The organism is Spirilliplanes yamanashiensis, from assembly GCF_016863475.1.
GTDB lineage: Bacteria > Actinomycetota > Actinomycetes > Mycobacteriales > Micromonosporaceae > Spirilliplanes > Spirilliplanes yamanashiensis.
This window is the reverse complement of record NZ_BOOY01000013.1, coordinates 19,012-30,026: the sequence shown is the minus strand read 5'-3', so window position 1 is coordinate 30,026 and position 11,015 is coordinate 19,012. Positions and strand designations below refer to the sequence as shown.

The 11,015-nt window shown below is 75.5% G+C and carries 12 protein-coding genes; 5 read left to right on the top strand and 7 right to left on the bottom strand.

What is annotated here, in order from left to right:
• Nucleotides 1-191: 191 nt before the first annotated feature.
• From Sya03_RS09945 to Sya03_RS09935, 3 genes are all read right to left on the bottom strand, one after another.
• Nucleotides 192-740, bottom strand: coding sequence for a YbaK/EbsC family protein (locus Sya03_RS09945; RefSeq protein ID WP_203937935.1), 549 nt, complete (start codon nucleotides 738-740; stop codon nucleotides 192-194).
• Between the two features lie 53 nt (nucleotides 741-793).
• Nucleotides 794-1,564 carry an SDR family oxidoreductase gene (locus Sya03_RS09940; RefSeq protein WP_203937932.1) on the bottom strand — a complete coding sequence of 257 codons (771 nt, stop codon included), beginning with the start codon at nucleotides 1,562-1,564 and terminating at the stop codon, nucleotides 794-796.
• Between the two features lie 104 nt (nucleotides 1,565-1,668).
• Entirely contained in the window at nucleotides 1,669-4,551 is a 2,883-nt protein-coding gene (locus tag Sya03_RS09935) for a hypothetical protein (protein WP_203937931.1), read from the bottom strand.
• 132 nt (nucleotides 4,552-4,683) lie between these two features.
• On the opposite strand from Sya03_RS09935, the gene Sya03_RS09930 reads away from it, so the two are divergent.
• Nucleotides 4,684-5,055: a hypothetical protein gene (locus tag Sya03_RS09930; RefSeq protein WP_203937930.1), complete on the top strand. Its 372-nt coding sequence runs from the start codon at nucleotides 4,684-4,686 to the stop codon at nucleotides 5,053-5,055.
• A gap of 15 nt (nucleotides 5,056-5,070) precedes the next feature.
• Here Sya03_RS09930 and Sya03_RS09925 read toward each other — a convergent pair whose 3' ends face one another.
• Complete coding sequence (locus Sya03_RS09925) at nucleotides 5,071-5,367, bottom strand: NUDIX domain-containing protein (protein ID WP_203937929.1); 297 nt, start codon at nucleotides 5,365-5,367, stop codon at nucleotides 5,071-5,073.
• A gap of 125 nt (nucleotides 5,368-5,492) precedes the next feature.
• Between Sya03_RS09925 and Sya03_RS09920 the strand changes: the two genes are divergently transcribed.
• A complete protein-coding gene (locus Sya03_RS09920) occupies nucleotides 5,493-6,980 on the top strand; it encodes a multicopper oxidase family protein (RefSeq protein ID WP_239107283.1) in 1,488 nt (495 codons plus the stop codon).
• Here the strand turns inward: Sya03_RS09920 and Sya03_RS09915 are convergent.
• Nucleotides 6,977-7,450, bottom strand: coding sequence for a VOC family protein (locus Sya03_RS09915; RefSeq protein WP_203937927.1), 474 nt, complete (start codon nucleotides 7,448-7,450; stop codon nucleotides 6,977-6,979). The genes Sya03_RS09920 and Sya03_RS09915 overlap by 4 nt on opposite strands.
• On the opposite strand from Sya03_RS09915, the gene Sya03_RS09910 reads away from it, so the two are divergent.
• The 3 genes from Sya03_RS09910 (at nucleotide 7,449) to Sya03_RS09900 (ending at nucleotide 10,148) form a co-directional block, all read left to right on the top strand.
• The gene (locus Sya03_RS09910) at nucleotides 7,449-8,231 is read left to right on the top strand and encodes a PP2C family protein-serine/threonine phosphatase (protein WP_203937926.1); all 783 of its coding nucleotides are present in this window, start codon (nucleotides 7,449-7,451) and stop codon (nucleotides 8,229-8,231) included. The two genes, Sya03_RS09915 and Sya03_RS09910, sit on opposite strands and share 2 nt — an antisense overlap.
• Nucleotides 8,232-8,253: 22 nt before the next feature.
• Nucleotides 8,254-8,985, top strand: a complete 732-nt coding sequence (locus Sya03_RS09905) for a DUF4253 domain-containing protein (protein WP_203937925.1) — start codon at nucleotides 8,254-8,256, stop codon at nucleotides 8,983-8,985.
• A 632-nt stretch (nucleotides 8,986-9,617) separates the two neighbouring features.
• Entirely contained in the window at nucleotides 9,618-10,148 is a 531-nt protein-coding gene (locus tag Sya03_RS09900; protein WP_203937924.1) for a 2'-5' RNA ligase family protein, read from the top strand.
• Here the strand turns inward: Sya03_RS09900 and Sya03_RS09895 are convergent, their stop codons facing one another.
• Together Sya03_RS09895 and Sya03_RS09890 are read right to left on the bottom strand one after the other, a co-directional pair.
• Entirely contained in the window at nucleotides 10,149-10,673 is a 525-nt protein-coding gene (locus Sya03_RS09895; protein ID WP_203937923.1) for a nucleotidyltransferase domain-containing protein, read from the bottom strand.
• Complete coding sequence (locus Sya03_RS09890) at nucleotides 10,670-10,972, bottom strand: putative quinol monooxygenase (protein ID WP_203937922.1); 303 nt, start codon at nucleotides 10,970-10,972, stop codon at nucleotides 10,670-10,672. The genes Sya03_RS09895 and Sya03_RS09890 overlap by 4 nt, the downstream gene beginning before the upstream one ends.
• Nucleotides 10,973-11,015: the final 43 nt, after the last annotated feature.

Here is an 11,015-nt window from a genome sequence, read left to right as displayed (position 1 = left end):
CCGCGTCCGAGCCCGCCGCGTCCGAGCCCGCCGCGTCCGAGCCCGCCGCGTCCGAGCCCGCCGCGTCCGAGCCCGCCGCGTCCGAGCCCGTCGGGTCGCTGTCGTGGTCGTCAGCCATGCGGGCACGCTATCGCGACCCACCGACCGTTCGACGGTGATCGACGTTTCACGTGGAACGGCATCGAGCACCGTCAGATCTCGCGGGCGAGCCCCTCGATCACCTCGGCGTTCGGCAATGCGCCCAGCGCCGGCCCGGCGATCGCGATCTTGCTGTGCCGCACCCCCGATCCGATGATCACGTGCGGCCGGGCGACCACCCGCGCGTCCACCAGGATCGGCCACGTGGCGGGCAGCCCGATGGGCGTGATGCCGCCGTACTCCATGCCGCTGAGCCGCACCGCGTCCTCCATCGGCGCGAAGCTCGCCTTGCGCACGTCGAGGTGCCGCCGCACGACGCCGTTGACGTCGGCCCGGGTCGTCGCCAGCACGATGCAGGCGGCGTACCGGGTGATCTCGCCGCGGCGGCCGGCCACCAGCACGCAGTTGGCGGACTCGCCGAGCTGCACCCCGTACGCCTCGCAGAACGCGGCCGTGTCGGCCAGCTCGGGGTCGATCGGTGCGACCAGCACCTGGTCGGCGTCGACGGGCGCCTCGGGGGGCCACACCTCCAGGGCGGCGGCGACCGGCGCGGCGACCAGGTCGGGCCGGGCCATCGCCGGCTCAAGCTTCAGGGTTCCCATCACGCCTGCGATCCTCGCAGGCCGCGGGCGTCGCCGCCCACGCAGTCACCCGGTCACGACCGGCTGAGGCCGTACGCACCGGCCAGGTACTCGTCGAACGTGCCCGTGCCGGTCGGCGTCGCCGTGGTGCACAGCCCGCCGTCGCGCACCGCCCGCCCGAACCCGCCGGGCAGCCGGATCGGCAGCTCGGGCCGGGGGGTGCGGCGGGCGCGCTGCCAGCGCGGCGCCACGTCGCCGAGCGCCATCGTCTCGGGCCCGCCGAACTCCTCGACGGCCCCGGACGCCCCGGCGCCCACCATGCCGGCAAGCCGCGCGGCGACGTCGGCGGTCGCGACGGGCTGCGCCCGCATCCGCCGGTCGAGGACCAGCGGCCCCAGCCGCGTCGACATGCGCAGCAGCTGGTCGACGAACTCGTGGAACTGCGTCGCCCGCAGCACCGACCACGGCACACCCCCGCCGGCCACCACCCGCTCGGTGGCCAGCTTGGCGCGGTAGTACGCCAGCGGCACCCGGTCGACGCCGACGATCGACACGTACACCACGTGCCGCACCCCCGCCGCGGACGCCGCGTCCAGCAGCCGCCGGGTGCCCTCGACGTCGACCAGCGCGGTCCGGCGGCCGCCGCCGGGCACGGACGCCAGGTGGACGATCGTGTGCGCGCCCGCCACGGCGGCGGCGAGCCCGTCGCCCGTCGCCAGGTCGGCGTGCGCCCAGCCGGCGCGCGGCCGGCTGCTCATGGGACGGACCTCGTGGCCCGCCGCGGTCAGGGCGGGAACGACCATGCGGCCGAGCGTCCCGCTCGCGCCTGTCACCAGAACTGTCATGTCACGGGGACGGGCCGGCCGCCACGAGTGTGACGGTGTGTGCCACGCACCACACGCCGAGATGCGCGGCCCGGACCGCCACGTCCAGGCCGCGCGGCCGGCGGTCAGTTCACGAGGATGTAGTACCGGGCGGTGTCGGTCCAGGTGCCGTCGGCGAGCCGGCCACGGACCAGCATGGTGTGACCGAAGTTCTGCGTCGGCGTCCACGTGACGGTGGCCGAGCCGTCCGCGCCGGCCGGGACGACGACCGGCGCGGCATCCTCGACGCGGTACTCGAAGGCCGCCACGTCCGGGGCACCGCCACTGAACCGGAACGTGCCTGGCACCCCCACTCCGCCGCTCCACGTCGACGACGGGTACTCCGCCGAGGAGACCACCGGCTCGGTGCCGACGAGGAACGGGTACTCGACCCGCGGCGTCTCGGTGCCGTCGGGGCGCACGGCCCACACCGTCAGGACAGTGCGGCCGGCGCGCTCCGGCACAACCGTCACTGTGGTGACCACGGATCCCGAGGGCTTGGCCGACTGCACCGGGCCGTCCCCGAGCCGGTACCGGTACTCCGTGACACCCACCTCGACGGACAGGCCGAACCGGGCGGCGATGCCGGCGCCGCCTCGGGGCGTGTGGTCGTCGTAGTCGCTGGACACCGCCACCTTGTTGTCGAGGACGGAGAACTCGTACCGCCGGGTCTCCGATTCCGTGCCGTCGGCGGACCGGCTGGTCACCGCCAGCGTCCGGTAGCCGGGGTGGGCCGGGGTGAGCGTCACCGTGGCGCGGCCGTCCGGGCCCGCGGCGACCGTCTCCTCCTCGCCGTCGAACTCGTACCGGTAGTCGACGACGTCCGGCAGGGCGGGCGCGAACGTGAACACGGCGGGGTCGCCGGACTCGCCGCCGGTGCCGTTCGGGTACTGGGCCGAGCTCACGATCGGGCCGTTGAAGACGTCGACGGTCGTGGTGCCCTCCGGGCCGAGCGTGCCGTCGGTGTAGCGGTTGCGCACGACCACCGTGTTGGGGCCGGCGTGCGCCGGCACCACCTCGACGCCGTAGCCGCCGGCGTTCACGTCGACGAACTGCTCGGGGCCGCCGTCGAACGAGTACACGAAACCGGCGACGTCGTCCACGGACGTCTCGAACGTCAGCGTGAGCGGCAGTCCGGGGCCGTCGCGCCGCGGCCACCAGTCCAGCTCGCGCGCGGACACCCGGGGGCGCGGGTCGGTGACCATGAACGAGTACTCGGCGGCGTCCGACCTGTCCCCGGCGGCGTCGACGGACCGGACGTGCAGGGTCTCGTAGCCGCCGCGCGTGGGCGTCCAGCGGAGCTCCGCGGAGCCGTCCGGCCCGGCGTCGAGCCGGGTCCACTCGCCGGTGTCGTCGACCCGCCACTCGTAGGCGCTCACCCGCTGGGCGCGCGGCGTGAACCGGAACGTGCCGGGCCGGCCGACCTGCCCCTCCGTGGACAGGCCGAAGTCCTCGGAGGTGACGCCGGGACGGTCGTCCACCTCGACGTCCTTGTCGAGGACGCCGGCGAGCCGGTCGCCCGCGTACACCCGGATGGACACCGTCGTCCTGCCGCGCTCGGCGAAGACGATGTCGCCCGCGGCGACGCCGTCGACGACGGGCAGGCGGACCTCGGGGGCGTCGCCGACCCGGTAGCCCACCGAGGTGGCGTCCGGGACGCGGCCCGGCCTGACCCGCAGCGGGCTGGGCAGCCCCACACCGGCCACGGTCAGTTCCACGTCGGGCTCGGTGTAGCGGACGTGGAACTCGTACGTCGTGGCCGGTCCGACGTTCCCGGCCGCGTCGACGGACTGGACCGTCAGCACGTTGCCCCAGAGCGCCCGCGGGAGGAAGCGGATCGTGGCGGCGGCGCCCGGGGCGGGCGCGTCGACGTACCGGGTGCCGCCGTGCGGCTCGGACCAGCGGTAGCGCACCACGTCGGCGTCACCCTGGGCGTCGAGGCGGAAGGTGCCCTCGATGCCGCTGCCTCCGTGCTGACCGCCGTCGTTCGGGTAGTCCTCGGACGTCACCACGGGTGCCTTCGCGGGAGGCTCGCGGTCGATGACGACGTGGCACGGCTCCGTCCACGCCGAGACGTCGCCGTCGGCGTCGCGCCCGCGCGCGGCCCACGCGACGACCGTCCCGTGCGGGTAGCCGGAGATGTCCCAGTCCAGCCACGGCCGGGTGGCGGCCGCACTGCTCGTCCGCTCGACCCGGGCGGCCGGGTCGCCGACCGGCCAGGCCGCGAAGTCGGCGCGGACGCCGCCCTGGTCGTCCGGGTCGATCACGTGAGCCGCGACGGCCATCGGGCGGCCGCCGTGCACCGGATCCGGCTTCGACGCGGTGCCACAGGTCTGCTCCCAGGCGAGCGCGATGCTCTCGACCCGGGGAGCGGCGTTGACCCACAGGTCGATGGACGGCCGGTAGGCCACCGTGCGGCCGAACCGGGCGTCCCGCTCCTGGCCCCGCTGAAGCCGCAACTCGAGCGTGAGCCGGCTGTCGCCGCGGTCGACGGCCGCCTGCACGACGGTGCGCAGGTCGAACGCGTGATGCCCGGCGGGGCAGTCGCCGCCCGTGTCGGCCGTGCCGAGGCGCTCCAACACCGCCGGCGGGCGGCGCCACGACGTGCGCGCGGTGATGGCCGCGACCCGGCGCACCTCGACGACCGGCGCGGCCGCGCAGTCGGCCGCCGAGCGGTCCCGGGTGAAGAAGCCGGCCCGGTGGACCACCTTTCCCTTGGCCTTCGCCAGGTCGAAGCTGTAGTAGACGCGGCTGACGTGGTCGACGCCCGCGGTGTCACGCGCGGCGCCGAGCGGCAGATTCACCTCCGCCCCGACGAACGACTCCGCCGGCAGGGCCGCGTCCGTGTACGCCCACGTGTCCGCGAACACCGTCCCGTAGGTCATCGCCTGTGCGGGCGCGGCGACGACGGTGACGGCGAACCCGCTCGCCACCACCGCGGCAGCCATCGTGCCCAGGGCACGCTGCATCGTCAGCACTGTTCCTCCCCCGTGCGACGGCCATGTGCCGCCGAGAAATCGACCCATGTTAGCGGCGGCCACCGACGATCCGTGGCCCGGTTTCGCTCAGGTTCGCGACCCGCCCGCCGAGTGGAGCACCTCGTGGAGACCGAGACGCGGGACGCCCGGGTGTGGCCGCTCGTCGGCCTCGCCCTGCTCACCGGCGGTGTCGCCAGTGCGGGCGTGGCGCAGCGGGGCCACAACGCGTTCGCGGTCGTCACGCTGGTGCTGTTGAGCGTCGGGGTGGGGTGCGCGCTGTTCGACGAGGTGCGCCACCAGGCCCGGCGGGCGTCGCGCTGGGGCGGGACGGACACGGCGAACGCGCTGCTGCTCGGGTTGCACGCGGTGCTCGCGCTGGGCGCCGGGCAGGCCGGGGTGCTGCACGAGCCGCTGGGCGGGGTGCTGTGCGCGGTGTACGCCGGGCTGGGCGCCTACTTCGTGCTGCACCGGCGCCGGACCGTCGTCACGGCCTGACGGACGTCGTCACGATCAGCAGCGGCACCGGGTGTCCAGGGCCGCGGCGAGCGCCGCCGCCGGGTCCGCGACGGAGACCTCGAAGACCGCGGTCGGGCCCGACGGGTACGGGGCCTCGAACAGGAACCGCGCCGACACCGCCCGCAGGCCGGTCTCCTCGGCCACCTCGCGGCGCACGGCGTCGTCGGCGGACTCGCCGGGTTCGATGCCGCCGCCGGGCAGCGTCCAGCTCTCGTAGGCGTCGTGCTCGTGCACCATGAGCAGGCGCGCGTCGTGGACGATCACGGCCGCCGCTCTGTGTCGTACAGGCATCGGCGGATCCTCTCAGGGTCGGGCCCCGACCGGCCCCTGATTAACGCCGGCTCGGGGTCGTCAGACCCGCCCGACCGCCCCCACCCTCGAACCCGTCACCCCCTACGGACGGTTCGAGGATGGTCATGCGCTGGAAGCTGGTTGTCGGCATCGTCGGCGGCGTCGCGCTGCTCTGCTGCGGCGGGGCCGGGGCGGCCATCGGCACAGCCTGGACGCGGGCCGACACGGACACCGTCGGCGCCGTCGACTTCCGCAACGCTGTGCGCGTACCCCCGCTCGCGACCTCGCGGACCGACGGCGACGGGCGGCGGGTCTTCGATCTGACCGCGCGGGCCGGCCGCCACGACTTCGGGGGCCGGACGGCCACCACGTGGGGGTTCGACGGCGCCTACCTCGGGCCGACGCTGCGCGCGAAGCGCGGCGAGCGGGTCGTCGTGAACGTCCGCAACGAGCTGGCCGAGACCACCACCGTGCACTGGCACGGCATGCACCTGCCGGCGGTGATGGACGGCGGCCCGCACCAGGTGGTGACGCCGGGCGAGACGTGGTCGCCGACGTGGCGGATCGACCAGCCGGCGGCGACCCTGTGGTACCACCCGCACCTGCACGGCGCGACCGCCGACCACGTGTACCGCGGCCTGGCGGGGCTGTTCCTGATCGACGACGACACCGCGCCCGGGCTGCCGGCGCGCTACGGCGTCGACGACGTGCCGCTGGTGCTGCAGGACAAGTCGTTCGACGGCGACGGGCTCGACAACGGCGGCGCGTTCCTGTCCGACGTGGGCGTGCTGGGCGACGAGATGCTGGTCAACGGCGTCCGCGCGCCCTACCTGGACGTGCGCACCGAGCTGGTGCGGCTGCGCCTGCTCAACGCGGGCAACGCCCGCACGCTGAACCTGGTGTTCGCCGACGCCCGCCCCTTCGACCTGGTCGCCACCGACGGCGGGCTGCTGGACCGCCCGCACCGGCTGACCGGCCTGCTGCTGTCGCCGGGCGAGCGCGCCGAGGTGGTGGTGCGGGTGCGGCCCGGCGAGCGCGCCGTCCTGCGCAGCGAACGCCCCGACCGGCACCCGGACGGCTTCCAGGGCCGGTTCCAGGGCGGGTCGGACCGGTTCGACATCCTGCAGGTACGGGCGGCCGGCACGCTGGAGCCGTCGCCGCCGCTGCCCGCCGCGTTCGGCCCCGTCGACCTGCCCGACCCGGCGCAGGCGGTGCGGACCCGCACGTTCGACCTGTCCGGCACCCGCATCAACGGCGCGAACATGGACCTGGGCCGCATCGACGTGGCCGCCACCCGCGGCACCACGGAGATCTGGGAGGTCCGCAACCGGGACGGCAGCCCGCACAACTTCCACGTCCATGACGTGCAGGTCCGGGTGATCGACCCGGTGTCGCCGGCGCTGAGCGGGCGCAAGGACACGGTGTTCGCCACGCCGGGCCAGGTGCTGCGGCTCGCGGTGCGCTTCGACGGGCCCGCCGACCCGAACGTGCCGTACATGTACCACTGCCACGTGCTGCGGCACGAGGACAACGGGATGATGGGCCAGTTCGTGGTGGTCGAGCCGGGACAGCGGCCGGGCACGCCGCCCCGCGCCCGCCACGACCACGACTAGCCGCGCCGCCGCATCTCGCCGTCCAGCGACGCCCCGAACCCCGCCATCACCGCGGCGGCCGCGGCGTCGGGCGGCCCGTCGTACGCGTCCGGCTCGAAGACCCGGGTGTGCACCCACCACAGGTTGCCCCACGGGTCGGCGAGCCGGGCGGCGCGGTCGCCCACCCACAGCGTGACCGGCGGGGTGACCACGCGCGCCCCGGCCGCGGCGGCGCGCCGCACCACGTCGTCCACGTCCGGCACGTACACCCGCAGGAAGGCGGGGGTGGGCGGCCAGCCGTCCCCGGCGTCGAAGGTCAGCACCGGCGCCCCGCCGATCCGGGTCTCGGCGTGCTGCACCCGCCCGCCGGGCCCGGGCAGGCGGATCACCTCGCGCGCGTCGAACACCCCGGCCAGGAAGTCGAGGAACGCGGCCGCGCCGTCCACGATCACCCACGGGCTGAGCGCCGGATACCCCTGCGGAACAGTCATGCGCCCAGTGTCGCGGCCCCAGCGGTCACTTTCCGGCCGCTACGATCCGGGCATCGACGAGATCATTCGGTTCGACGCGGGCGCGGGCCTCGCGATCGCCGCCGGCACCCAGGTCGGCCGCCGCTACCCCGCCAACTACGACGTGCTGCACGCCGACGCCCGCCTGGTGGTCGTCGCCGACGGCATGGGCGACGGCGAGGGCAGCGCCACCGCCGGCCGCACGGCCGTCGACACCGTCGCCGCGGCGCTCGCCGGGGTCCCGGTCACCCCGGCGGCCCTGCGCGCCGCCGTGGCCGAGGCCCAGTCCCGGGTACGCGCCGCGGGCCGCCGCCTCGGCCTGCTGACCGGCTGCACCCTGACGGCGTTCGTCCCGGGCGCCGACAGCGACGCCTGGCTGGTGCAGATCGGCGACTCCCGGGCGTACCGGCTGCGCGACGGCCTGCTGGAACTGCTCACCACCGACCACACCGCCGCCTGGCTGGGCGCCGTCAACGGCTGGTGGCCGCACGACTCCCCGGCCGCCGCCCGCGCCCGCTACCAGCTGCACCGCTACGTCGGCCACCCCGGCGACCCCGAACCCGACCTGCTCACCGTGTCCCTGCGCCCCGGCGACGTCTACTGCCTGTGCACGGATGGCGTCTCCGACCAGGTCCCCTACCACCGCCTCGCCGAACGCCTCGCCACCACCGACCCGCGCGACGCCGTCGCCGGCATCCTCGCCGACACCCTCGCCGCCGGCGGCCACGACAACGCGACCGTCGCCGTCGTGGGAGTGTCGTAGGTATGTACTAGCGTTCGGGGTCATGGAGGACCTGATCGCCGCGCTCCCCGACGGCCTGCTCCCACCCGGCCGCCTCGTCGCGGCGCACGACGGCGGCCCGCCGCGCTACTGGCTCAGCGACGGCCTCGCCCCGCCCGGCCTGTGGGCCCGGCTGCGCGCCCAGCACACCGCCACCGGCCTGTGGCCGCTGCTGCTCGGCGGCCTCGGCGGCCCCGACGACCCGCGCCCCTGGGCCGACGGTGAGGTGTTCCCGGCGAACATGACCGCCCCCGCCGACCACGACGCCGCCACCCTGCTCGCCGGCTGGTGGGTCGCCCACGAGGGCGACGGCCCCTTCCCCGGCCTCGCCGACGAGATCCGCCCCGACCGCGACCCCGACGAGGTCGCCGACGACTACGCCGCCGAAGCCCTCGACCAGGGCCTTCGCCTCGGCCTCGTCGCCGCCCAGCGCAGCGCCGACACGCTCACCGTCACCGGCTGGGCCGGCCCCGTCAACTACACCGGTGACACGGCCGAGATCTCCGCGGTCGTGCGCAGCTGGGAGGAACGGTTCGGCGCCCGCGTCGTGGTCGTCGGCTTCGACACGCTGCAGTTGAGCGTCGCCGCGCCGCCGGTCACGGAGGACGCGGCGCTGCGGGTGGCGGCCGAGCACTTCGCCTTCTGCCCCGATCTGGTGTGGCAGGGGGCGGAGTCACTGGAGGCTTATGCCGCGGCGATCATCGACCGGCCGACGTGGTGGTTCTGGTGGGACTGAGGTGCGTTCTTGGTCTCGGGGGTGGTGGCGGCGCCGGGGTGAGGTGATGGCGGCCGTGGGGTTGGGGCCGGCTGCCGGGTAGCCGGGCTGCGGCAGGGGTTCGCGCTGATCCGGTGACGGACCGCGGCCTGGCACGTGGCTTGCAGCCAGGCTGGCCACCGGAAGCGCCACCTGACCTGCGAATAGGTCTGCCGGCGGGCTTGCCCCCGCGTTCACCGCACATCTCCTCCCGCTCACCCTTCACCCCACCGGTCCTTCACCCCCCGACCCGCCCTTCACCCACCCCGGCCGCGGCCCGGGCCCGCCACCCCGACCGGCCACCCCGGCCTGCCACCCCGACCGGCCGCCCCGGCCCGCCACCCCGGCCCGCCACCCCGACCGGCCGCCTCGGCCCGCCGCCTCGGCCCGCCGCCCCGGCCCGCCACCCCGGCCCGCCGCCGGCGGGTCCACGGGTCTGGCCGGCCGACGGACCTTGACGCGACTGCGGCGCCGTGGGGTCTTTCCGCAGAGATCCAACCGGCCGCCCCGCCCGGCCCGGCTCAGCCATGGCCGAGGCGCTCGGCCGGCCGCCCGCACCGCCGCACGAAGATTTGGCTGCGCGTAAAACCCGGCTCCCCGGCATAGTCGACGGCATGGCGTTCGGTGCGGGTCAGTCAGCGATCATCGTGCCGGTTCCCGAGGCGGAGCCCGCGGTCGGCGCCTGGCGCACGCGGCACGACTCGGCGGCCGCGGCGGGCGTGCCGGCGCACGTGACGCTGGTGTACCCGTTCCTGCCGCTCGCCGACGTGGACGTGGCCGCCGTGCGGGCCGTGCTGGATGCGCATCCGGCGTTCGAGGTGACGTTCGCGGCGACGGCCCGTTTCCCGGGCGTGCTGTACCTCGCCCCCACCCCGGCGACCCCGTTCGTCGCGCTCGTGGAGGCGCTGGTGGCCCGCTGGCCGGAGGCGCCCCCGTACGGCGGAGCGTTCCCCGAGATCGTGCCGCACCTGACGGTCACGGAGCGCGCCCCGGAGCCGGTGATGGCAGCGGCGGAGGCGGAACTGACGGCCGCCCTGCCGATCAGCGCCCGGGTCACGGCGGCGGCCCTCATCGGCTACGACGGCGCCCACTGGACGCACCGCGCCTGGCTGCCGCTGCGCGCCGACCAGCCGGGGCCGGCCTGATCAGGCGAATCCGGCCGGCAGGGCGATGCCGAACCGGGCGCACAGCAGCGGCACGTCGTGCCGGTCGGCGTCCCGCGCGGGGTAGCCGGTGTGCCACCTGACCGCCCATTCCGCCGCCTCGCACCGCACCGGGCGGCCCGCGAGGGTGCCCCGGCCCTGCAGCGCCTCGGCCGGGAAGGTGAGCCCGTCGACGGCGGACCCGTAGTGCAGTGTGCCGTCCGGCAGCGTCTCGTAGAGGTGCAGGTCGACGCGCGACGACGAGCCGTCGTGCAAAACGAAGTTCCACGGTCGGTCGCCGGGCCAGGGCAGCACCCGGTCGAGGCCGAGCGGGGCGAACGCGCGGAACAGCCGCTCCAGGTGCGCGGCGGGCACCCAGATGTCGAGGTCGGCGTGGTCGCGGGTCTGCTCGCCCAGCAGGGCGTCGACGCCCCACCCGCCGCCGACGCAGACGTCCGCGTCGTGGCGTTCCAGCGTGTCGAGCAGCGCGGCGGCGTCGCCGGCGGCCATGCGGTACGTCGCGGTCACGTGCGCGCGGAGGCGCCGGGAGACAGGAACTCGACGCGGGTGCCGGCGAGCAGGGGTTCCTTGCGGGCGTGGAACCGCACGACGTGCTCGGCGGTCTCGTGGGCCTGGAAGGCGTCCCGGTCGCGGTAGACCTCGTAGAACACCCGCGCCAGCGGTTCGTCCTCGACGGCGTGGGTGGCGTACACCAGGGTGCCGGGTTCCTTGTCGCCGATGTGCTGGACCACCTCGGTGGTCAGCTCGTCGAACTCGGCCGCCGCCGCCAGGTCGCGGCAGTCGAAGCGAACAACGAGGGCGAACATCGCGACTCCCCTGGGTCGGCCGACCGTCGTGCGGGCCAAGGGG

Excerpts from the sequence above, each read along its gene's own strand:
- Sya03_RS09945 (WP_203937935.1), bottom strand. The coding sequence starts at position 740 with ATGGGAACCCTGAAGCTTGAGCCGGCGATGGCCCGGCCCGACCTGGTC.
- Sya03_RS09940 (WP_203937932.1), bottom strand. The coding sequence starts at position 1,564 with ATGACAGTTCTGGTGACAGGCGCGAGCGGGACGCTCGGCCGCATGGTC.
- Sya03_RS09935 (WP_203937931.1), bottom strand. The coding sequence starts at position 4,551 with ATGCAGCGTGCCCTGGGCACGATGGCTGCCGCGGTGGTGGCGAGCGGG.
- Sya03_RS09925 (WP_203937929.1), bottom strand. The coding sequence starts at position 5,367 with ATGCCTGTACGACACAGAGCGGCGGCCGTGATCGTCCACGACGCGCGC.
- Sya03_RS09920 (WP_239107283.1), top strand. The coding sequence starts at position 5,493 with ATGCGCTGGAAGCTGGTTGTCGGCATCGTCGGCGGCGTCGCGCTGCTC.
- Sya03_RS09910 (WP_203937926.1), top strand. The coding sequence starts at position 7,449 with ATGCGCCCAGTGTCGCGGCCCCAGCGGTCACTTTCCGGCCGCTACGAT.
- Sya03_RS09915 (WP_203937927.1), bottom strand. The coding sequence starts at position 7,450 with ATGACTGTTCCGCAGGGGTATCCGGCGCTCAGCCCGTGGGTGATCGTG.
- Sya03_RS09905 (WP_203937925.1), top strand. The coding sequence starts at position 8,254 with ATGGAGGACCTGATCGCCGCGCTCCCCGACGGCCTGCTCCCACCCGGC.
- Sya03_RS09900 (WP_203937924.1), top strand. The coding sequence starts at position 9,618 with ATGGCGTTCGGTGCGGGTCAGTCAGCGATCATCGTGCCGGTTCCCGAG.
- Sya03_RS09890 (WP_203937922.1), bottom strand. The coding sequence starts at position 10,972 with ATGTTCGCCCTCGTTGTTCGCTTCGACTGCCGCGACCTGGCGGCGGCG.